At 45.5% G+C, this 20,668-nt stretch carries 19 protein-coding genes, 1 tRNA gene and 1 pseudogene; 6 read left to right on the top strand and 15 right to left on the bottom strand.

The window, feature by feature from the left end; genetic code table 11:
• The first annotated feature begins 7 nt into the window (after positions 1-7).
• On the top strand, positions 8-1,009 hold the full coding sequence (gene gluQRS / locus QUE65_RS01800) for a tRNA glutamyl-Q(34) synthetase GluQRS (RefSeq protein WP_286281490.1): 1,002 nt from the start codon (positions 8-10) through the stop codon (positions 1,007-1,009).
• Here the strand turns inward: gluQRS and QUE65_RS01795 are convergent.
• Positions 961-2,298, bottom strand: a complete 1,338-nt coding sequence (locus tag QUE65_RS01795) for a DEAD/DEAH box helicase (RefSeq protein ID WP_286282383.1) — start codon at positions 2,296-2,298, stop codon at positions 961-963. The two genes, gluQRS and QUE65_RS01795, sit on opposite strands and share 49 nt — an antisense overlap.
• A 254-nt stretch (positions 2,299-2,552) precedes the next feature.
• A complete protein-coding gene (locus QUE65_RS01790) occupies positions 2,553-2,963 on the bottom strand; it encodes a heme-binding protein (protein WP_108507876.1) in 411 nt (136 codons plus the stop codon).
• Positions 2,964-3,085: 122 nt separating this feature from the next.
• On the opposite strand from QUE65_RS01790, the gene QUE65_RS01785 reads away from it, so the two are divergent.
• Both QUE65_RS01785 and QUE65_RS01780 read left to right on the top strand, forming a co-directional pair.
• The gene (locus QUE65_RS01785) at positions 3,086-6,148 is read left to right on the top strand and encodes an FAD-binding and (Fe-S)-binding domain-containing protein (protein ID WP_286281487.1); all 3,063 of its coding nucleotides are present in this window, start codon (positions 3,086-3,088) and stop codon (positions 6,146-6,148) included.
• Positions 6,149-6,220: 72 nt separating this feature from the next.
• A complete protein-coding gene (locus QUE65_RS01780) occupies positions 6,221-7,297 on the top strand; it encodes an MraY family glycosyltransferase (RefSeq protein ID WP_286281485.1) in 1,077 nt (358 codons plus the stop codon).
• Positions 7,298-7,302: 5 nt separating this feature from the next.
• On the opposite strand, the gene QUE65_RS01775 is transcribed toward QUE65_RS01780, so the two are convergent.
• Genes QUE65_RS01775 through queG form a run of 3 tightly spaced genes read right to left on the bottom strand, consistent with a single transcriptional unit; the run spans position 7,303 to position 9,764 of the window.
• A complete protein-coding gene (locus tag QUE65_RS01775; RefSeq protein WP_286281482.1) occupies positions 7,303-7,671 on the bottom strand; it encodes an AzlD domain-containing protein in 369 nt (122 codons plus the stop codon).
• Complete coding sequence (locus QUE65_RS01770; RefSeq protein ID WP_286281481.1) at positions 7,671-8,552, bottom strand: AzlC family ABC transporter permease; 882 nt, start codon at positions 8,550-8,552, stop codon at positions 7,671-7,673. Before QUE65_RS01770 ends, QUE65_RS01775 begins: the two co-directional genes overlap by 1 nt.
• Positions 8,553-8,564: 12 nt before the next feature.
• Positions 8,565-9,764, bottom strand: a complete 1,200-nt coding sequence (gene queG / locus QUE65_RS01765; RefSeq protein WP_286281479.1) for a tRNA epoxyqueuosine(34) reductase QueG — start codon at positions 9,762-9,764, stop codon at positions 8,565-8,567.
• A 55-nt stretch (positions 9,765-9,819) separates the two neighbouring features.
• On the opposite strand from queG, the gene tsaE reads away from it, so the two are divergent.
• The 3 genes from tsaE to QUE65_RS01750 all read left to right on the top strand — a co-directional run bounded on the left by tsaE (position 9,820) and on the right by QUE65_RS01750 (position 11,965).
• Positions 9,820-10,359: a tRNA (adenosine(37)-N6)-threonylcarbamoyltransferase complex ATPase subunit type 1 TsaE gene (gene tsaE, locus QUE65_RS01760; protein WP_286281477.1), complete on the top strand. Its 540-nt coding sequence runs from the start codon at positions 9,820-9,822 to the stop codon at positions 10,357-10,359.
• Positions 10,360-10,363: 4 nt separating this feature from the next.
• A complete protein-coding gene (locus QUE65_RS01755) occupies positions 10,364-11,743 on the top strand; it encodes an N-acetylmuramoyl-L-alanine amidase (protein ID WP_286281476.1) in 1,380 nt (459 codons plus the stop codon).
• 146 nt (positions 11,744-11,889) lie between these two features.
• A tRNA-Lys gene (locus QUE65_RS01750) sits at positions 11,890-11,965 on the top strand.
• A gap of 238 nt (positions 11,966-12,203) precedes the next feature.
• Here the strand turns inward: QUE65_RS01750 and QUE65_RS01745 are convergent.
• The 10 genes and pseudogenes from QUE65_RS01745 to QUE65_RS01705 form a co-directional block, all read right to left on the bottom strand.
• Complete coding sequence (locus tag QUE65_RS01745) at positions 12,204-12,950, bottom strand: galactosyltransferase-related protein (RefSeq protein WP_286281475.1); 747 nt, start codon at positions 12,948-12,950, stop codon at positions 12,204-12,206.
• Between the two features lie 5 nt (positions 12,951-12,955).
• On the bottom strand, positions 12,956-14,005 hold the full coding sequence (locus QUE65_RS01740) for a glycosyltransferase family 2 protein (RefSeq protein ID WP_286281473.1): 1,050 nt from the start codon (positions 14,003-14,005) through the stop codon (positions 12,956-12,958).
• Between the two features lie 520 nt (positions 14,006-14,525).
• Entirely contained in the window at positions 14,526-14,930 is a 405-nt protein-coding gene (locus tag QUE65_RS01735) for a DegT/DnrJ/EryC1/StrS family aminotransferase (RefSeq protein ID WP_286281469.1), read from the bottom strand.
• A 255-nt stretch (positions 14,931-15,185) separates the two neighbouring features.
• On the bottom strand, positions 15,186-15,923 hold the full coding sequence (locus tag QUE65_RS01730) for an ABC transporter ATP-binding protein (RefSeq protein WP_286281468.1): 738 nt from the start codon (positions 15,921-15,923) through the stop codon (positions 15,186-15,188).
• Positions 15,924-16,694: an ABC transporter permease gene (locus QUE65_RS01725; protein ID WP_286281466.1), complete on the bottom strand. Its 771-nt coding sequence runs from the start codon at positions 16,692-16,694 to the stop codon at positions 15,924-15,926. It abuts the gene before it with no gap.
• Between the two features lie 9 nt (positions 16,695-16,703).
• Complete coding sequence (locus QUE65_RS01720) at positions 16,704-17,930, bottom strand: phytanoyl-CoA dioxygenase family protein (protein WP_286281465.1); 1,227 nt, start codon at positions 17,928-17,930, stop codon at positions 16,704-16,706.
• Entirely contained in the window at positions 17,930-19,192 is a 1,263-nt protein-coding gene (locus QUE65_RS01715) for a hypothetical protein (protein WP_286281463.1), read from the bottom strand. The genes QUE65_RS01720 and QUE65_RS01715 overlap by 1 nt, the downstream gene beginning before the upstream one ends.
• 534 nt (positions 19,193-19,726) lie before the next feature.
• Positions 19,727-19,912 carry an integrase core domain-containing protein gene (locus tag QUE65_RS10365; RefSeq protein WP_353506668.1) on the bottom strand — a complete coding sequence of 62 codons (186 nt, stop codon included), beginning with the start codon at positions 19,910-19,912 and terminating at the stop codon, positions 19,727-19,729.
• Positions 19,909-20,157 (bottom strand): hypothetical protein, encoded by a 249-nt coding sequence (locus tag QUE65_RS01710; RefSeq protein ID WP_286281462.1) that lies wholly within the window; start codon positions 20,155-20,157, stop codon positions 19,909-19,911. Before QUE65_RS01710 ends, QUE65_RS10365 begins: the two co-directional genes overlap by 4 nt.
• 282 nt (positions 20,158-20,439) lie before the next feature.
• Positions 20,440-20,664 (bottom strand): annotated as a pseudogene (locus QUE65_RS01705) (hypothetical protein); the annotation flags it as partial.
• Positions 20,665-20,668 lie beyond the last annotated feature (4 nt).

The following is a 20,668-nucleotide window of genomic DNA, read 5'->3' as shown; positions in this document are numbered from 1 at the left end:
GAGCCCGATGACCTCCTCTTTAAATCCCCAATTCAATCAAGGCACTAGATCAGATGAAGCCCAAAAAGGCCATAAACCCTACCGGGGCCGCTTCGCTCCGTCGCCCACTGGGCCGCTCCATTTAGGCTCACTGGCGACAGCATTAGGCAGTTGGCTTGATGCCCGGGCACATGATGGGGCTTGGCTCGTGCGTATTGAAGATGTGGATACCCCAAGGACGGTACCTGGTGCTGATCAATTAATCTTGAATCAATTGAGAGTCTGTGGTTTGGAATGGGACGAGGCACCGGTCTGGCAATCTCAACGGACAACTCACTATCAAAATGCTCTAGAACAACTCATCACGATCGATCGCATCTATGGCTGTCAATGCTCCCGCAAGCAAATTGAGGAGGTCTTACAAAAAGAAGGGGGTTTGATTAAGCCTAATCAAGAATTGATTTACCCGGGGACATGTCGAGAACGAAAGGTACCGATTCAAAATCATGCTTTGCGCATTCGCTTTCCACACGAGTGCCAGATCAGCTTTACGGATCGAGATTTAGGTAAGCAAACCCAAGATGTCAATACGCAAGTGGGAGATTTTGTTCTGCGCCGAGCTGACGGGCTCTTTACTTATCAGTTAGCAGTGGTGGTCGATGATCACTTACAAGGGATCACGCATATTGTGCGGGGTGAAGATTTACTCAGTAACACTTCACGGCAAATCTATTTACAACAATGCTTGGGTTATCAAACCCCGAGTTATTTGCATCTACCACTCGTAACCAATGACGCTGGCAAGAAACTCAGCAAACAAACAAAAGCGACTGCGGTTGATATCGCTCACCCGGAGTCAATTCGAGCCAGCCTTAACAGTGCGGCAAATCACTTGGGATTACAAAATGATCCGATTCGTGGGAGCATTTCGCAATGGCTAAACCGTAAGGTACAAGAGTGGCGGGAACGCCCTTCATATAATTACTTTTTGGTGCCGCCCAAGAGCGCGCCAAGCACTGGCTTTTTTTGATTGGTGCCCGGCTTGATCGATGAACTGGTTGGCTCTTGCTTTGGTACTGGCGTGATTTTCCCAGGCTCATAAGGCATGTAGAAAAATGGGTCGGCTGCAATCGCTTTAGAACCACCGCTTTTACTCTCTCGCTCACTCGTGGGTAGTCGCGCAATCGTGAGCTTGCGCTTCATGAGTTTCTCAATATCCTCGAGTAAGCGCTTTTCACTATCATCGACTAAGGCAATTGCATCACCTTTGCTCCCAGCACGCCCAGTGCGCCCAATCCGATGAATAAAGTCCTCGGCATTAAAAGGAAGCTCATGATTAATCACGCAGGGCATATCTGGAATATCTAAGCCGCGTGCCGCAACGTCGGTAGCCACTAAAGCATCGATTGTGCCGGTCTTAAAGGCTTCTAAGGTTGCCATCCGTTCGGTTTGGCTTTTATCCCCATGAATCGCAGCTGCTCTAATACCATCGCGCTCCAGAGCGTTTGCCAACCGTGCGCAGCCCATTCGACTGTTGGTGAAGATGATGCACTGACTACTTAAGCCCGCCTTCACCCGGTTTTGCAATATGGCTACGATGGCTGCACGCTTATGTTCGGAGGGTACCAAGTGCACCACTTGATTGACCGTATCGGCTGCGGCATTTTGCCGAGCCACTTCAATCGTTACGGGATTACGCAAGTAGGTTTGTGCGAGCTTCTTAATTTCTGGAGAAAAGGTTGCAGAGAACAATAAGGTCTGACGCTGTGCAGGAATCAAATTGATAATGCGTTGCAGATCGGGCAAGAAACCCATGTCCAACATACGATCAGCCTCATCCAATACCAAAAGTTGCACTTGCGACAAATCGGCCGTTTTACTGGTGATGTGATCGAGTAAACGCCCGGGGGTTGCAATCAAAATCTCTACCCCCGATCGCAGCAAGGCCGTTTGAGGTTTGATGTCAACACCACCAAATACGACTGCGGTCCGTAGATCCGTAAATTTGGCATAAAGGCTCGCGTTCTCAGCCACCTGATCGCTCAATTCCCGGGTTGGGGTCAAAATCAAGGCTCGAATGGGGTGGCGAGCGGGCGAGGTACTCGTATTGGCCTGAGGCAACAGCTTCTGAATAATCGGCAGGGTAAAGGCGGCGGTTTTACCAGTACCCGTTTGCGCTGCCCCCATCACGTCCCGGCCCTCCAGGACCACCGGAATCGCCTTGGCCTGAATTGGGGTTGCCTGGGTATAGCCTTGCTCCTCAATCGCTTTGAGGATCTTAGGATCTAATTGGAAATCAGCAAAATTAGCGCTGGGCACATTACCCGAATCGGGTAGGTTTGGATCGGTTTTTGTAGACACCCCTTGATTTTACAGGCTTTAGAGACCCATTTAGGATATTGATCAATATTGCCAACTAAAACTTGGATCAAAAGTGATCAACTGAGTTCCGACTTTTTGAACACAAATGTCAAGAAAGTCGGGAAAACGACCGATTTATAAGAATCGGCTCAAATTTTGAGCCGTATTTTTAAAAATACGGCTCATGTTTTCCTACAAACTGGTTTTTTGGATCAAGACAAAATCGCGGCGATACCGGCTCGGGCAATACCGGCATCATCTGCAGACTTCACGCCAGAGACGCCGACCGCGCCAATCGTATGGCCATCGACATCAATATTGACGCCGCCCTCGAGCATGCCCTTGATGTGGGGGACGGTTGCAAAGGCCGTTCGGCCGTTATTAATGATGTCCTCATACACCTTGCTCTCACGCTTGCCCATCGCTGCAGAGCGCGCCTTGTCTTGAGCAATATAGGATGACACCGGGGCGCAGCCATCACGACGAATCAGTCCCAACAAATGCCCGCCGTCATCGCATACGGCAATCGTGACCGCCCAGTTGTGTTTCTCGGCATGGGCATTAGCAGCGTCTAAGATCTTTTGCACATCGACTTGGCGCAAATAGGGTTTATTGGCTAGCATGGTGGTCTCCTTGGTATTTTGATTCTTTCTTTAGGGTCATTCTGCCATGGATTAGGACCCTCCCCAAATTTACCCTCAAATCAATACAATCCATTGTTTATTGATTTAAATTCGTTTGATTCATGACCAAAATTGCACCCGATCCCAGCTTTACCCTAAGTAGCCTGCCACCCGAGATTTCCACCAAACTCCAAAAGCATGTCGAGGGCGAGGTCTTGGTTGACAGTGCAAGCCGTGGGCGCTACGCAACCGATGCATCGATCTACCAACAATTCCCGGTAGCAGTTCTTGTTCCTAAATCGGCGCAGGATATTGAAGCAGCTCTTGAAGTTGCCAATGAGTCAGGTATTCCCGTTTTACCTAGAGGCGGTGGTACCAGTCAATGCGGCCAGACCACGGGTGCCGCACTCGTGATTGATAACAGCAAACATTTTCGTAAGATCCTCTCTTCCGATCTCACTGATCCGGATCGCGCCACGGTGGAAGTGGAGCCGGGTATGGTGCTGGATCATCTCAATGCCCACCTCAAACCCCACGGGATTTGGTATCCGGTTGATGTCTCGACCGCTGCACAGGCCACCATTGGCGGCATGGCAGGGAATAACTCCTGCGGTAGTCGCTCGATTGCGTATGGCAATATGGTGCATAACGTTTTGGGGATTGACGCCTGGCTGGCTAATGGCGAGCTCGCTAACTTTGGTCCTTATTCAGAAAGCATGGGTCGTGCCAAAGCCTTGGGGGATTATGTTAGGCACTTGGTGGACGATCTCAAACCGGAGATCGATGCACACTGGCCCAAAGTCATGCGCCGAGTCGCTGGTTACAACTTGGATGTCTTTCATCCGCAAAGTGAGTTGCCATACACCTTGGATAACAGTGTCAATCTTGCTCATTTACTCGTAGGTAGCGAAGGCACTCTCGCATACTTCAAATCTCTAACGCTCAAGCTCGCGCGCTTGCCCAAACACAAGGTCTTAGGGGTTGTGAACTTTGCGAGTTTTTATCAAGCAATGGATAGTGCCCAGCATATCGTGAAGTTGGGACCCACCGCCGTGGAGCTGGTTGATCGCACCATGATCGATCTCTCGCGTAATAACCCGGCGTTTCGCAAGACGATTGAGACCGCGCTCGTGGACGCCAACGCAAAAACAGTCGATGCCATTTTGCTCGTGGAGTTTAGCGGCGACGAGCACGCTCCACTCTTACAAAAACTTCAAGATCTCAACACCCTCATGAGTGATCTGGGTTTACCTGGGTCGGTCGTGATGATGCCCGACGCGGCGATGCAAAAGAACTTATGGGAAGTGCGTAAAGCAGGGCTCAATATCATGATGAGTCTCAAGGGCGATGGCAAGCCGGTGAGCTTCATTGAAGATTGTGCTGTACCACTGGAGCACCTAGCCGAATACACCCAAGCCTTGACCGAGGTCTTCAGTAAATATGGCTCACGCGGTACCTGGTATGCGCACGCATCAGTCGGCACCCTGCATGTGCGCCCAATTCTGGATATGCGTCGCGATGGGGCTCTCAAGATGCGCGCGATTGCAGAAGAAGCGGCCGAGCTTGTGCGCAAATACAAAGGCGCCTTTAGTGGCGAGCATGGCGATGGTCTATGCCGGGGGGAGTGGATCAGCTGGCAATTTGGTCCGAAGATTACCGAGGCACTTACCAAGATCAAAACACAATTTGATCCCAAGGGACTTCTTAATCCCGGCAAGATTGTCAATCCCCCCAAGATGGATGATAGTGCGTACTTTCGCTATCCGCCTTCCTATCAGGTTATTACGGTGAAACCCAAGCTTGATTGGTCTGCCTGGAACGTGCAAAACAATCCCGTGACCGAAGCAGTCACTGCGGCGGGCACCGGTGGCGATCCTGCGCAAGGTCTCGCCAAAGCGATTGAGATGTGCAATAACAATGGACATTGCCGTAAGTTTGATGCCGATGTGATGTGCCCAAGCTATCGCATCACTCGCAATGAAAAAGATCTGACCCGCGGCCGTGCCAACACCTTGCGTCTAGCTATCTCAGGGCAGATCTCGAATACGAGTGATAGACCTCCCGCCCATTTACCTCTGGCCACCCAAGCAGTGAAAGAGGTGATGGATTTATGCGTCAGTTGCAAGGGCTGCAAACGCGAATGCCCCACGGGCGTGGACATGGCCAAAATGAAGATTGAGTATTTGGCGCAATACAAAGAGCGCTTTGGTCATACCCTACGTGATCGTTTAGTGGCCCATTTGCCGAACTATGCCCCCATCATTGCGCGCGTTCCTGGTTTGCCCGCGCTCATGAATCTACGCAATCACATCCCACTCTTAGCCAAGATCCAAGAGTGGTTCACCGGAATTAGCGCCCAGCGCTCCTTGCCGGTCTGGAAAAGTAAGCATTTTTGGAATCAAGCACCCCTACCATTTATAACGCCTGAGGAGCTCGCCAAACACGACAAGCGCGTCGTCCTCTTTGCCGATACCTTTAACGCTTATTTTGAGAATGAGAACTTGCAAGCGGCACTTGCCCTCTTACAAAAGTCGGGCTACGCGGTTCATGTGGCGCAACCTGCAAAAGATCTCGATGAACAAAAGCCATTTTGCTGTGGTCGCACCTACTTAGCATCCGGTATGGTGAATGAGGCGAAAGTACGACTCTCAGCACTTGTTAACCACTTGGCACCCTATGCAAACGAAGGGATAGCAATTGTGGGTCTAGAGCCCTCTTGCTTATTTACGCTACGCGATGAAGCGCTCACGATGGGTCTCGGTGAGTCTGCGCAAGTCGTGAGTAAGCAGGCCCAACTCCTTGAAGAGTTTTTAGCCAGTGAACACAAAGCCAATCGGTTTGTGCCGAACTTCAAAGAGTCCGCTCAGCCGATTTTGGTACATGGCCATTGCCATCAAAAGGCCTTTGCGGCCGTGAGTCCCGCCCTTGAATTACTGAAACTCATTCCGAATGCCAACCCCCAACTGATTGAGTCGTCGTGCTGTGGCATGGCGGGCAGCTTTGGGTATGGGGTGGAGCATATCGAGGCTTCCAAGCAAATGGCGGAGCTCAGTTTGTTACCGCGCATTCGCAAAGAGCCTAACGCGATGGTGGTGGCCGACGGTACTAGCTGTCGTCACCAAATTGCTGATGGAGCGAATCGTGAGGCAGTACATATTGCACGGGTCCTAGAAATGCATCTCTAGGTGAACAGAAGCGGCAGCTCACCATCCTTGCAGCGCAAGAAAGGTTAAATTGGACTCCGTTAGAATGGGTTCATGAATACGCTTTTAATCAGTTTCTGCGTCTCATTTGTGGTCACTTTTTTGCTGATTCGGTACCAGCACCTGCACGGGCATCTGAGTGGCGATCATGAGTTCTCAGGCCCCCAAAAAATCCATACGCGCTCGGTACCCCGTATTGGTGGACTCAGTATTGCAACCGGCCTAATCGCGGGCAGCCTATTTATTGCATTTAAAGATCAACTCTTTAGCCTGATCGCAGCGATTCTGGTGAGCTGCATTTCGGTATTTGGTATTGGCCTGATTGAAGATCTGAAAAAGAATATTGGGGTTCAAAAGCGATTAGCGTTTACTGCACTTGGTGCTCTCATTGCGATTTACGCAATTCCAACGTCTATCACTTCGCTCGATATCCATCTTCTCAATCAACTCTTGAGCATTACCCTCATTTCCACTTTATTCACCTGCTTTGCTATGACAGGGCTTGCTAATGCCTACAATATCATTGATGGCTTTCATGGGCTCTCTAGCATGATTGCAATCATCACCCTGGGGGCCATTCTGTATATTGCTTTTAAGCAAAATGATTTGGTAATTTTTAAGCTGTCGCTTTGCATGCTTGCAGCGATTGCCGGGTTTTTTCTGTGGAACTATCCGCGTGGTCTCATTTTTTTAGGCGATGGCGGTGCGTATCTCATTGGCTTTTGGATTGCGCTACTCTCGATCCTACTGGTCGAACGAAATGCGGCCGTATCGCCCTGGTTTGCGCTCACGATCAATATTTATCCGATCTTTGAGACCTTATTCTCAATCTACCGACGTCTTATTCACCAGAATAAAAGTCCGGGGCAGCCCGATGCGATTCATTTTCATACCTTGATTTACCGCCGCGTCATCGGAAATGTCAACCCACAACTCTCTGCGGCCGACCGTAATGCCAGAACTGCGCCGTATTTATGGATTTTGGTGGTCATGAATGCCATACCCTCTATCCTTTTCTTTGATTCAACCCTGGCGCTGCAAATCGTGGCGGTTGTGTTTATTGTGACCTATTGGTATTTGTATCGCTCCATTGTGCGCTTTCAAACGCCTACGTGGTTTCGGTTGTACTAGAACGTTTACACAATCCCAACGGCAACCATTAAAAGCGTACCGATCAATAAAGCGGGTACAAGGCGGCGACTGGGATTGATGAGCATCACCCCAACTGCAATCGCACAAATAATCAGCCTTAAATAAAGCGGCACGGTTGATAGCATGCCAACGGGTAAGAAGATCAAGCGAATGGTGAGTGCAGCCACCATCGCATAGGTCACGGCCGAGAGCCAGCGAAAGAACTCGCTATCTTGGCTCACGCGACCGGAGAGCATCACACCTAGGGCCCGACAGACATAGGTACCAATCGAGGCTGCAATCAATGCTAGCCACTCCCACATACCTTGCTGAATTGCAAAGGCGCTATTTAAATTGGCTGAGATTGCCTCCACTAGACCCCTCCTCTTTTCACATGGTCATAGCGTCGGATCCATTTGCGATCAATCCAGTAGGCGAGAGTTCCGCCAATCAATCCCGCAGTGAGTAAGCTCGTATCACGATCCATCAAATAACAGATGGGGCCTGCAATACTACCCAAGAGGATCGCTAGGCGATAGCCACTAACCTTAATTTCCGTAAATGTCAGTAAGAAAAAGAGGGGATTAATAAAAATGAGGCCTAAGGTAATCGGCATCGGTACGCTACCAGCAATTAAAAATCCCACCACCGTTCCCGGAATGGAAATCAGCCAACACAGTAAGCCCAAACCACAAAAGTAACTCAGGCGATACTTGGGTTCGATAGTCGCAAACTCTTTGAGGGATACCGCCCAAGCCGTCATGGCCAAGAGATGCACTTTGGCATAAAGAGCTTTATTGCGGTCACGCACATGAAGCATCGGAAAGAGGGTAGCGGTCATGGTGACAAAGCGCGTAGCCGTGAGCGAGGTCGCAACCGCAATGGTAAGCGATGATGCGCCTAACAAGATCATCTCCAACATCACAATCTGACCAGGTAGCGCAAACATCAAAAAGCTGGTTGCCGTGGTAAACCACACATCAAACCCATTAGTGCGCCCCATCGCCCCAAAGCCCACCATCCCGGCAAATAGGACCATGGCAGGAGCGCCACGACCATCGCGTACCCCACCCCAGAACGCATCGGTCGTAGTGCCAAACCGAGCTGTTTTAGTGTGATCGAGTGACGATGCAATCTCACCCTGATGCAAGCTCTGATACGACTCTGGGCAATCCATTTCCGTCGCGATGCGATCAGAAGGATCCTCGGTGGGTCTCTTTAATGCATCATTCGGATTGGTGGATGGTGTACTCATGATGAATCACACCTATTTTAACGGTCCAACCCTGGGGGTATCGCATGGGATCTCTTGATTGAGTGCCCAGGTAATATGCTCGGCGACCAGGGGACTCGCGCTCGGTAAAGCGCATAACAACTGCTCACGCATAATCCTTTTGATCTCCTCATCGAGATCAGAGGCCAAGGCATTACCAAGAGCTACAGCAAGATTGCGTCGCCAACGCTCATAGCCAATGCGCAAAATGGCGCTACCCGCATGGCGCTCGGTAAATTGCGCTTCGCTCCAGCCCCATAGTTCTAGTAAAGAGGCGACACCTAAATTGTTACGCTCTGCAAAATCCGGTAAGGTCGATAGCTGAGCATATTTATTCCAAGGGCATACCAGCTGGCAATCATCGCACCCATAGATGCGATTACCCATCGCCCGACGAAATTCGATTGGGATCGCATCGCGATGCTCAATCGTTAAATAAGAAATGCAACGCCTCGCATCCAATTGGTATGGCGCCGTAATCGCCTGGGTAGGACAAATATCCATACAGGCCTGACATGAACCGCAATGCGCCTCTACTGGCGTATCAACGGGCAAAGGGATATTGATTAGGATTTCTCCTAAGAAGAACAAGGACCCAGAGTCGCGATTCAGCAGCAAAGTGTGTTTGCCACGCCAGCCTAACCCCGCCTTGCGCGCTAATTCCACTTCCATGAGCGGTGCAGAATCTGTAAAGACGCGGTACTGCAATGGCTCACTACAGGAAGATGAAGAATCATTGAATCCCTCCAACAGAATCTGAATTTTTTCCTCAAGTTCAGTCGCAAGTGTTTGCAGTCGTGAGCGTATCACCTTGTGATAATCGCGTCCTCTGGCATAGAGCGAAACCACTGCTTGATCGCTCTTCAAAAGACGCTCTTCTTCATGCCTGAGAACGTCCCCTGCTGAGGAGGGGGTTATCTCACTCAAATAGGGCATGGTGAGGCAAATGCTGCGAATGGCGCCTGCTTGCAAGGCGCTTGGCTCAACGCGTAGATCCTTGTGGCGCTCCATATAGTTCATTTGGCCATGGCGACCCTGCGCTAACCATTGCAATAAGTAGGGGTGGGAATCGTGGACATCCGTATCGGTAATGCGCACCTCACTAAAACCCAGTTGCTTGGCACGGGTATTAAGCCAGACGCGCAACTCTGCCCATTGGGGGTGCAATTCTTGCGAAAATACGTGAGAATGCATAGGCAATTTAGAATCGATCCCTAAATGGGTTTGAACGCACGAGATCAAGATACGTTTGGCAAAAAACCATACTATTCATTGTAAAGATGAGAGGGCCACTGCAGAGGCGGTGCGAATACTCGCCAATGCGATCCTGGCGTTTTATGCCCCCGCTCCCCAAAAACCACAATCGCTTTTTATCAGCCTCGATGGGGATTTGGGGGCTGGCAAAACCACCGCTACGCGCTACCTCTTACAAGCCATGGGCTATGGGGGCAAAGTCAAAAGCCCAACCTACAGTCTATGTGAAGAGCATATTTTGGATTTACCCAACGAAGCGCTGCACATCTTTCACTTTGACCTCTACCGCATGCAAAGTCCAGAAGAATGGGTTGAGGCTGGGCTTTTGGAGCACTTTACCCAATCGGAGAACCCGACACTGTGCATCATCGAATGGCCAGAGAAAGCGGATTACACCCTCCCCCCCATGGATCTGTCCATCACCCTCATGCATCCCAATCAACAGGAATCCGAACTTGCCAGAACAGTTGTGATTGAAGCAAACACAGTAAAGGGCGAAGCGATTCTTCAATCCATCAGTAGCAGAAATCACTAAATCCATGAACCCCAACCGCCGCCGCGCGCTTCAAAAAGGGCTTCAATCCGTAGGCACTTTGGGGGTGCTGTATGTGCTTCTCACTGAAAGTGAATTGGTGCATGCCAATGCAGGAGCCAAACTGATTGGCGTGCGGATTTGGCCCTCCGAGGATTACACCCGCATTACTTTGGAGTCGGATAAGACCTTGCCGATCTCCCATCAACTCCTCACGGGGCCCGATCGCTTGGTGGTGGATATTGATGGACTAGAGCTCAACCCCACACTCAAAGACCTGGTCGCCAAGGTCAAGCCCAACGATCCCTATATTGCCCAAATTCGGGTAGGGCAATTTCAGCCCACTGTTGTGAGGCTGGTGTTTGATCTGAAAGAGGCAGTCAAACCCCAACTCTTTACTTTAGAGCCTGTGGCCGAGTATCAATACCGACTCATTTTTGATCTCTACCCCACCAATCCCCCCGACCCCCTCATGCAGCTTGTGAAAGAGTCAGCCAGAAAAGAAAAGTTGCTCGCTGAGGAGCGCACCACCACCCGCAAAGACAGTGCAGCCAAACTAGACGATGATCCGATTGCCGCCTTTGCCAACCAGGAGCGCCCTACCAATAAAAAAGCAGGGGCTGCAATCAATAAAGGCAAAGAGCAAATTCCACCGATTGCGAGTACGCAACGCATTCCCTTTAAACGCCTCGTGACCATTGCGCTCGATCCCGGTCATGGCGGCGAAGACCCGGGAGCAATTGGTGCGCGAGGCTCCCATGAAAAGAATATCGTGCTCTCGATTGCCAAGCGCCTAAAGAGCAAAATTGATCAAGAAGATGCAATGCGTCCCTTCTTAACCCGCGATGGTGATTACTTTGTGCCCTTGCATCGCCGCATCTCTAAAGCCCGTCAAGTGGAGGCTGACCTGTTTGTATCAATTCATGCGGATGCGTTTATCCAGCCCCATGCCAAAGGGGCATCGGTGTTTGCCCTCTCACAACAAGGAGCGACGAGTTCCGCCGCGCGCTGGATGGCGAACAAGGAAAATGCGTCAGATCTCATTGGCGGGATCAACATCAAAACCAAGGACCGCCAGGTTGCCCACCTGCTCCTGGACATGTCAACGACTGCGCAAATTAATGACTCCCTCAAGGTGGGGGGCTCGGTCCTTAAAAATATTGGCAGTTTTGCACCCTTGCATAAAAATCGGGTCGAGCAAGCTGGATTTGCAGTTCTCAAGGCACCAGACATCCCCTCGATCCTCATTGAGACCGCGTTTATTAGCAATCCCCAAGAGGAAAAAAAGCTCAATGACGAGACCTACCAAGAGCGAATCGCAGATGCGATCCTCGCAGGAATCAAGGAGTACTTTGCCCAAAATCCCCCAGTAGCTAGGCGAGGTTAATTACTCCCAATCCGCCCTAAATCGGCCTTGAGGTAGAGTCCCAACATCTTGCTATAATCTTAGTTTTGCTTGAAGAAGAACTACAAAAATAGTCTTTCTTTGGCAAATCTCTTGCAAATACCATCAAAAGCAAGTCAATCGTTACTGGGTCGGTAGCTCAGTCGGTAGAGCAGCGGACTTTTAATCCGTTGGTCGCGAGTTCGAGTCTCGCCCGACCCACCATTACAAAGCAGTGTAAACCGGTCACATAGTCTGCAGTTTTTACTGCTCAAACGTCATGCGCTCCAATAACCCTCAAAGGCCTCTTCCATACTCTACGCTTATCTAACTATGCCTGATAAGGGGTATTAGCGTGTTTACCTACTCCGACCCATTATATGGGTTCATTTTGTAAATTTGCTCGGTCATCCAGAGAATTTAACTTTTTAATTAGCTGGCACTTTGTTCCGCCGCAATTTTTTTAAAGTTGTCGTTTGGCCGGCAGCGACCATGAATGACGCCAAAAATATAGGATCATACTGAGCAAATGCCAATATAAATACTTGAAGCTTTGACGGTCAGCCCTCTGAGTATTGTGAATTACACTGACTGACATACATCCGGCTACCATGACCCCGGTCTTCCACAATCGGGTACAAATATCCGCATCTTCACAATACATAAAATACCGTTCATCAAACCCGTGCACTTTGGCATAGACCTCTGACTGAAACAGCATGAACATACCCGCCACCCAATCCGGGTAAAGAACGCCAACTCCATGGTGATCTGAATAGACCCCCATGTCAATTCTTAAGACGCGCTTTACCATAGCCAATGGCGTTAAAAAGCATCGCATACTATCTTCGCTTAAACCACTACAGTTAATCACAACTGGCGCCACTAAACCCACATTAGGATCTCCTAATACCTTTATAAGTTGGGGAAAGGGGTTAAAAACTAATTCAATATCAGGATTGATGGCGCAATAATAACCACCATTTGCGAATCTAAAGGCCTTGTTGTGATTAGCACCAAACCCAAGGGGCTTTTCGTTCCTCACCAAAACGACTTTGCTATGCAAATTGGCAGGGTTACTCTCGGGAATATTCAACGTCACTATGATCTGAGAAACTTCATGACACTCCACCAACTTATCAACAAGGCTCCAGATCATATCGCCATGACCGTGGCTTACGAGCGAAACAGAAACGTTAGAATTATTCAAACCAGTCAGACCTCCGACCCAGCGCCCAAAGCTTGTCGCATTTTATTAATGGCAAAAGCACACCCTCTCCTGAAGTCACCTTGCGCTATCCGTCCTAGTAACGTCGAGAGCGCCCCCCAGAAAACAGCAAACGGTCTAGGCCAGCTTAAGATAGGAGCCAAAACCATTTCATATTGCCAGCGCCCTTTAAAGCGCTTCTCATAAATCAAACGATCTCTTTTTGTTAATTCATTATCACCATACACTCGCATTTTATATAAATAAAATGGATAAAAGCCTAGCATCATCCGCGACTCGAGATTTTTCAAACCTTTTTCTGTAAAACGTGATCCTATATACGTTTCCATGATACCAAAAAAATTAGCTACAAAAATTTTGCTAAAGCTATAACCACCACTATTATTTCGTTTACAGGCAATCAGATACCTATTAAAGAAAACATTACGCTTGGCTGCGATGGCAGCTCGTGCAACGAGATGCACCTGAACCAGGTTGCTACCGCAAAATACTGATGCATCAACGTCTGGTAACAGCTCTTTGTTGATCACACAAACCGAGATGAGAGTAATAAGCGGACCAAGCTTTTTGAAGAAGTTATCTACATTCTCGAAGAACTGCGGAGCACCCTCACCGCCAGGATGTTCCTTACTAAAATCGCTATCGAAACTATAGCTACGCATACAAACAACACCATAATCATTCTTTTCCAACAAATCGAGCAGTGCCTTAAGCCCCCCGTCTACGAATACATCATCATCACCAAGGATAAGCACATACTTTCCCTTTGCCAAATTGAAACACTGAGCAATATTGGCATCGCTACCGATGTTTTCAGAATTTCTTATGGACGTTAGTTTCAACCCCTCATGATGGCAACGATCAATAACTTCGGATGTTTTGTCAGTTGATCCATTATCAGAAACTAGAATCTCAACCGTAGGTTGATTCACAGATCGCAGTTCACTAGTTAACTGCTTCAGTGTTTCCGCCAAATAAGTGGCTCTATTCCAAGTAGGAATTGCGATACTTAATATCGGTGATTGATCAGTGCTCATTCAGACTACAATTCTTGGCGAAGTTTAATGTGCAGATATGCAGTAACGGGCAAAGTCAACAGAACATTGAGAAAAAACACTTACCAGACAATGCCACAATTACTCCAACGCGCAATCATAACCTAAGGGGTTACCGTTACAACTGCAAAGATTATTGAAGCTTTCAGCGTTAGTTTTTTCAAATGAGCCTATATATAACTCCGACAAACCAGACGCGTGATAAGGTCTGATGCCAATGAATAGAACTAATGTCTCTAGTAACAACAAAACACTCTATTTGCATAGTATAAGACAATAAAAGTCTTAGAGCCACTATCGCGAAAGCATACAAAACATAAAGGGCTATTGAAATCTACAATGACTTATTGAATAACGTATCAACCTCAATAAATTTTTGCGTTACAACATAAGTTGAGATTGTCGGCAACCGACCAATCATCCATGCAGCGGCTAGCACGCTAGTCATGTTGACCTTATTCATCGTGAGAGTTATTTGGCCAGAAGCCACAGTCCCTGTGTCTTAAAAAGAAGTGGAACGTATATCAGAACCAGGGCATAGCCTGATAACCAGCTCATCGCAGAACGCTATTGCAGAGAGAGAGAAGATATCCCTGCGCGTAACAAATCTCTCATGATTCTTACCAGAATAAAAACTAAAGCTGGTAGCTTGTCCCAAACCACCAGTCCTACATCCTTGATAACGCGCTCCATGAGCCTGCGTAGCATCCTCTAGCATCATCAAACCATACCTATCAGCGATTTGATTGATCGCATCCATTTCTGCTGGTTGCCCACATAAATAAACTGTAATAATTGCACGGGTACGAGGAATAATCGCAGCCTCTATGAGATCCACATCAATATTAAAAGATAGCTTACTTGGTTCAACGGCTACAGGAACTGCACCTGACCAGCTTACAGCCAACCAGGTTAAAATAAAAATATTTGAATTAACAATTACCTCGCCACCATACCCTACCCCATGCTTGAATTACCAAAAGCAAGGCATCTAAACAACAGCATCGATTGGCGGCAAGGTCATCATCCTACAGTAAGCCCTCCCCCGCAAAGTTCTATTTCAGTGCTATTCTCTAAGCAGCGTATGTACTATGCCTTCATACTTAATACTTAGAAACTATCCAACAGGCTAACCATTACAACTTTCAGCGGTTAATCTCAGTTAACAGAATACATGCTTCAAAATTTCGGATGGTTTTCCATCTGCAATAATTTCCCCATGTTCAAGCCAAACGACTCTGTTACATACTGCTTCTACAAGACCAGGGGAGTGGGTAGCTATAACCAAAATATTAGCTGCATCAACTACTGACTTTAATCTAGTTTCAGCCTTAGATACAAATGAAGCATCGCCAACAGAAAGCCACTCATCCATCAATAAAACTTCAGGTTGAAGAACTGTAGAAACAGCAAATGCTAGCCTCATCTGCATCCCAGATGAGTAAGTTCGCATAGGAAAATTAATGAAACCACCGAGCTCAGAAAATTCTATGATTTCACTTAGGTGTGACTTTGTCTCAGTGACAGTCAAACCCATCAAAGTCGCTCGCAGGTGAATGTTATCCAAACCAGTAAGTTCAAAATCCATCCCAAGTGTAATATCAATTAAAGTGCTTATACGTCCATTTGCGTGATAGCTACCTGATGAGGGTGTGTAAATTCCACTCAAAACGCGTAACAAAGTAGTCTTACCACACCCGTTATGGCCAACTAAAGCTACACGCTCTCCGTCAATTATGTTCAAATTTAGTTCGCTTAGCGCCCTAATGACAGTAGTAGATGTATCGCCGATTATTCTTCCTCCTGTTGATAGTGAGAGAAGCCTTTGCTTAAATGATCGAGATTTCGAGCTGAAGACTGGAAAGTCAACAGAAACATTTTTTAAAGTCAAAGTAGCCATTTATAGCCAATAAACAACCCTGTGCTTGTATTTTTTGAGCATTAGGTATGCAACAAAGAAAAAAAATGATGTAATTAAAGAAAGAATTATCGTTTTAGAAGTTGGATTGATACCCAAAAATGGATCTCTTAGTACACTCAACACATAGTTAAAAACATTAAATTGCAAAACATAGCTTACAATTTCCGAAGGTTTGAGGCTTGGCATCCAAACTATAGGTGTTAAATAGAAAAAGACCTGCATAATATTCGCCACAACCTGTGGTAAATCCCTGTAACGGGTGCACAAAACGGCTAAAATAGTGCCAATTGAGAAGAGAAAGATTGTCACGATAATAAATGAAAGCGGGATAAATAATATGATCATTGAGTCGATCTGCTTTCCTAATATTAAGTAGACAAACGGCAGTATCAAAAGATTATGTATAAGTATTAATGCATTCCTAAATATTATTCTGAAAATGTAAACAGAAAGAGGCAAAGCTACCTGTTTGATAAGGTTTTCGGATGAAATAAATGCAACGGTACAATCTTGGAGGATTCCAGATATATAGACCCAAAAGATCAAACCCAATGCTAGAAACGGAAGAAATTCCGACATATCTGCTCCAAGAACAGATCCAAAAATAAGACCTATAGCGCCAACCATAACAGCAGTGCTAAGGGTTATCCAAAAAGGTCCAAAAAATGATCTTCTGTAGCGCTGTTTAATATCAAGAAACGCTAAGATATATGCGATTCTTAGCGTGTACGACCAAGAAAAGTCATTCATAATTAGTTACTATTTGTAATCGAAATACTTAATGTTTTGTGCATTAATACCGAGATGAACATCAGCGTATGAGAAATCTTGAGAATTTTGGTCTTTCACAGCAGAAAGATCATTGTTTAAACTTTCATAATATGAACGATAAAATTTTCCAATTTTATTATATTTGTCGAAATCAATTTTGTATTTGTGAACAACGCCGTCGCTGGTTTTGAACTGACCCGTGTCAAATCTTTCAGAACCATCTGACTTAGAGATATTAACAAAATGGTTAGAGCCCGGAAAATTAGATTTGAGCAATGCATCGCCGTATGGAGGACATCCGATATGATTTCTCTCATTGACTACTAAATCGACAACTTCTTGCATTAAATCGTCGCGACTATGTGAAACCAAATCTGGATGACTAGCTGGGAAGTCAAATGCATTCTTTGAAAGCAATATTGTCATCAACCTTCTTTGGAATTTCGGGAAATTGTTTTGTACACAATGAATAGCACGCTGATCAAAAATAACAACATCTCCTTTTTTAATTTTTACTTCTACTGCTGGAATTGCAATTTCATTAGATTTTTTTTTTAGCTGAAAAATATCTCTTGGATTTTCTACCTGATGTAATCTTCCATTTTCCGAGAGGCCACCTGGCATTCTGTTTTGCATTGGCCAACTCATGCATTTCTGAATTAATTGTGCGTAGGTATCATTCGCAAAATTACTTCCAGGCACGATCATAAACTTACCACCAATAAAAGGTAGCGGATTATAGTAGAAATTGCACTTTAATATTTGCAGTTTTGTGAACCAATCTCTGTGCCATGGAAAACTAGTGGTTATGAAATTACTTCCATCCGAACCGAGATATAACCAGTTTTCACCAGCAAAATATGAATATACACGTCTAAAACGCTCAGAAAAGAAATAATCCATGTATAAGTTAGAGCCATCAACAAAGTTAGGCAAAAACCGCATCGCACCTCTTTTAAATATTCTATTAAGCGAGTATCTAATTCCAAATCGTTTGGGACCATCAAGCCACAATGCGTTTTTAAGCATTTTTAGTGGAGACGGTTCATTTGTTCTTAATGCATACTGAATATCATATTCAGCAAGCAAATTTTTAAAATCACTTTTAGATAGCACATTTTTTATAACAACAAATCCAAATGTGTCGAAATAATTTTTGATTCTATGATCGCCCAATTCAATCGATTCAACTAAATCAGTATATGTAAAGTACATTACAGATTCCAAAGTTTTTTCAATGTTTGCTTCTTTATTGATATAGCATCACTAGAAGAATTGTCAATTGGTTCACAGTTAATAGGCGATATCTTTATTTTAAATACACCAGGGTTTTTAATATAATTTAAATAAATGATATCGTTCGACAAGCCCAGATAAATCAGCATCATTCGTTTTATATTGCTCCATGTAAAATAAAAAATAATCGCCTTAATCGCAGAAATAAAGCATAGTTTAAATCGAAATAACTGTAATAAGAATACATATAGAATGGGTCTATTGCAGATAAGATGATATCGAAAAATCGAATTTTTGGTTGTGCAGTTATAAATAGGGGAGCATTTCCATACATCATTAAAAAAATTTAAATCTGATAACTTCATGTCGTACAGATCTGGTAGCATATCTTTCTTGTATATCATCGCAGACTCAATTTTATTTATAATATTAATTGTTTTATCAGTATTTTTTGATATTTGTTCATCAAGACAATCTGTGGCATGGTAGTAAAATTCATCTTTATAAAAATCTATTTCATCAGCAGAATAGTTGAAACCGTATAGTGGATAGTTGTAATTCTTGTATTCAGCTTCAAATACAGAATCACCAAGAAGAACAGGTGTTCCCAACAATGTTGACTCATAGCATATACTACTAAGTGGGTCAAATGATAATAGCAACTTTGAATTAGCTATACATTCGTAAAGTATCTCCCTTTTGCTTGGGTTTGTGCGTGTAATGATAACGAACTCGTCGAACTTGTCTAATAATGAAATATATTTTTTAAAATTCAATCCAAATCTGCATTTACCCATATAAATGCAGAGAGTGTTATTTTTTTTAGTTGTTTTATATTTGCGAAGTGTAATTAAATTTGGGTCTATCAAGTTGTATTGCGGCATCGCTGAATTCACTGCGTTAGAATATGCAAATACGAATTCATTTTGTCCGTACTCAAACCATGTATTGTTGAGTATAAAAGGCTTAGCCATCAGATATCTTGCTACAAGTCTTGAATTAAGCGGGTTACCCGCCACACAATCTGGATACACAACGATACAGTTATTATGATACTCGTGCGGTTTTATCAGTTTTCTATATTTCTCCGGAACCGCACAAAACTTTTCCCCGTAGTGAAAAGAACTAATTGATACAGGTCGATGATTGCTAAATTCATACGCAGCCTCCCACAAAATCACAATTCCATTTGATATGGTTGTATAATTCGGAATATAGAAGTGATAATTTGGATGTGGCATGCTATTTTCTATCAAGAATTCTAATTGTCACTATTATTGAATCTTACAAATTGTAAGTCAATCCAAGGCCTAACTGACTGAACGCCTTTTCAGCAGAATGGATATATCTATTTTTTTTACTAAATTCTATTGCTTGCACCTTACAGTTGGTTTTATATCCTAAGGCTAGTCATATAGCCAAATCATGCAGCAAGGCAGATTGACTCGATCCTACGTTATATGTTTCGTTTGCACGATTTGAAGAATTTGCAATTGTCATTAACCAGTGCACAAAGTCATCAGCATACATATAACTTCTAAAGACACATCGATTTGCTTTTACTTTCATTAGATTCTTTTAAATAACATCTCTTATGAAATTCCGAACTGCAAAGTATGTATTTAATGGCAAATATCTTCCCATAAATGCAAATCATCTTGATATTGATGAATTTTTTCAGTCTGCACGCATGAACAGCTGTTAATTTATATCCACCACCAAAGAGAATTTTCCATAATTAATTGGGGTACTTGGGTTTGCGGTGCTGGTGGTCTCTAACCTAAAGCACTATGGGGCCGGACATGGTTATAGTGCTTAACCCACTCCCCGACGATTATCTGGGCTACCTTAAGACTGTAGAAGATCTCCCCGTCTAGAAGGTTATCCCTAAAGGTGGCGTTAAAGCTTTCACAAAAGCCATTTTCCCAAGGGCTACCGGGTTCAATGTACGCGCTCTTCACGCTAATGCCACATAACCAACTGCGTAGCTCTTTGTTAATGAACTCTGGCCATTATTACTGCGGATGAACTCGGTGATGCCATTGGCGATCATGGTGTTTGCTAACTGCTCAATGACTTGAGCAGATCCAATCCGTCTAGCGCAATAGATGGTTAAACATTTTCTGCCGAACTTATCGATTAGGGTAAGCATGCGGATCTTGCCACCATACGCGTCTTTATTGAGAACAAAATCGTAACTCCACACATGGTTTGGTTAAGTGGCTCGCAGTCTCATACAGCTACCATCTTTCAACCAAAGTCTGCCTCTAGGCGTTTGCTTGTGCGGGATCTTAAGCCTTCTTCTTGCCATATACGAGCGACCTTGAAGGTCGTAACCTGTCCCTAACCGGCGTCACAAGTCATGCTGGATATCAAGCGGTAACCATGCCGATCATAGGTGCCGGCCATGCGGATGACCTCAGCTCGTAGAGGCCCGTCGTCACTTCTTGGTAATGGCAATAGCGGTAAGCGGATCTGGAGTGCCCTACTAAACAACAGGCAAGCCGCTCAGAGATGCAATACCGATCCATGAGCAACTGCGCGGCATTTTTACGCCTAGAAGGGCTAAGAAGATTCCCTTAATATCTTCCTTAAGCATCACTTCGCGTAACGATAAGTCCGCTCCGAGATTCTTGAGTCGAGTGTTTTCTTGTTCAAGTTCTTTGTACTTCTTCGCTTGATCGACCTGCATACCGTCATAGATCTTACGCCACTGG

The sequence above is a fragment of the Polynucleobacter sp. HIN8 genome (genome assembly GCF_030297615.1).
GTDB lineage: Bacteria > Pseudomonadota > Gammaproteobacteria > Burkholderiales > Burkholderiaceae > Polynucleobacter.
This window is presented reverse-complemented; position numbering and strand designations above follow the sequence as displayed.

What these genes read in the sequence shown, in the direction of transcription:
- gluQRS (WP_286281490.1), top strand. Translation starts at nt 8, where the DNA reads ATGACCTCCTCTTTAAATCCCCAATTCAATCAAGGCACTAGATCAGAT.
- QUE65_RS01790 (WP_108507876.1), bottom strand. Translation starts at nt 2,963, where the DNA reads ATGCTAGCCAATAAACCCTATTTGCGCCAAGTCGATGTGCAAAAGATC.
- QUE65_RS01785 (WP_286281487.1), top strand. Translation starts at nt 3,086, where the DNA reads ATGACCAAAATTGCACCCGATCCCAGCTTTACCCTAAGTAGCCTGCCA.
- QUE65_RS01780 (WP_286281485.1), top strand. Translation starts at nt 6,221, where the DNA reads ATGAATACGCTTTTAATCAGTTTCTGCGTCTCATTTGTGGTCACTTTT.
- QUE65_RS01770 (WP_286281481.1), bottom strand. Translation starts at nt 8,552, where the DNA reads ATGAGTACACCATCCACCAATCCGAATGATGCATTAAAGAGACCCACC.
- queG (WP_286281479.1), bottom strand. Translation starts at nt 9,764, where the DNA reads ATGCATTCTCACGTATTTTCGCAAGAATTGCACCCCCAATGGGCAGAG.
- QUE65_RS01755 (WP_286281476.1), top strand. Translation starts at nt 10,364, where the DNA reads ATGAACCCCAACCGCCGCCGCGCGCTTCAAAAAGGGCTTCAATCCGTA.
- QUE65_RS01740 (WP_286281473.1), bottom strand. Translation starts at nt 14,005, where the DNA reads ATGAGCACTGATCAATCACCGATATTAAGTATCGCAATTCCTACTTGG.
- QUE65_RS01730 (WP_286281468.1), bottom strand. Translation starts at nt 15,923, where the DNA reads ATGGCTACTTTGACTTTAAAAAATGTTTCTGTTGACTTTCCAGTCTTC.
- QUE65_RS01725 (WP_286281466.1), bottom strand. Translation starts at nt 16,694, where the DNA reads ATGAATGACTTTTCTTGGTCGTACACGCTAAGAATCGCATATATCTTA.
- QUE65_RS01720 (WP_286281465.1), bottom strand. Translation starts at nt 17,930, where the DNA reads ATGTACTTTACATATACTGATTTAGTTGAATCGATTGAATTGGGCGAT.
- QUE65_RS01715 (WP_286281463.1), bottom strand. Translation starts at nt 19,192, where the DNA reads ATGCCACATCCAAATTATCACTTCTATATTCCGAATTATACAACCATA.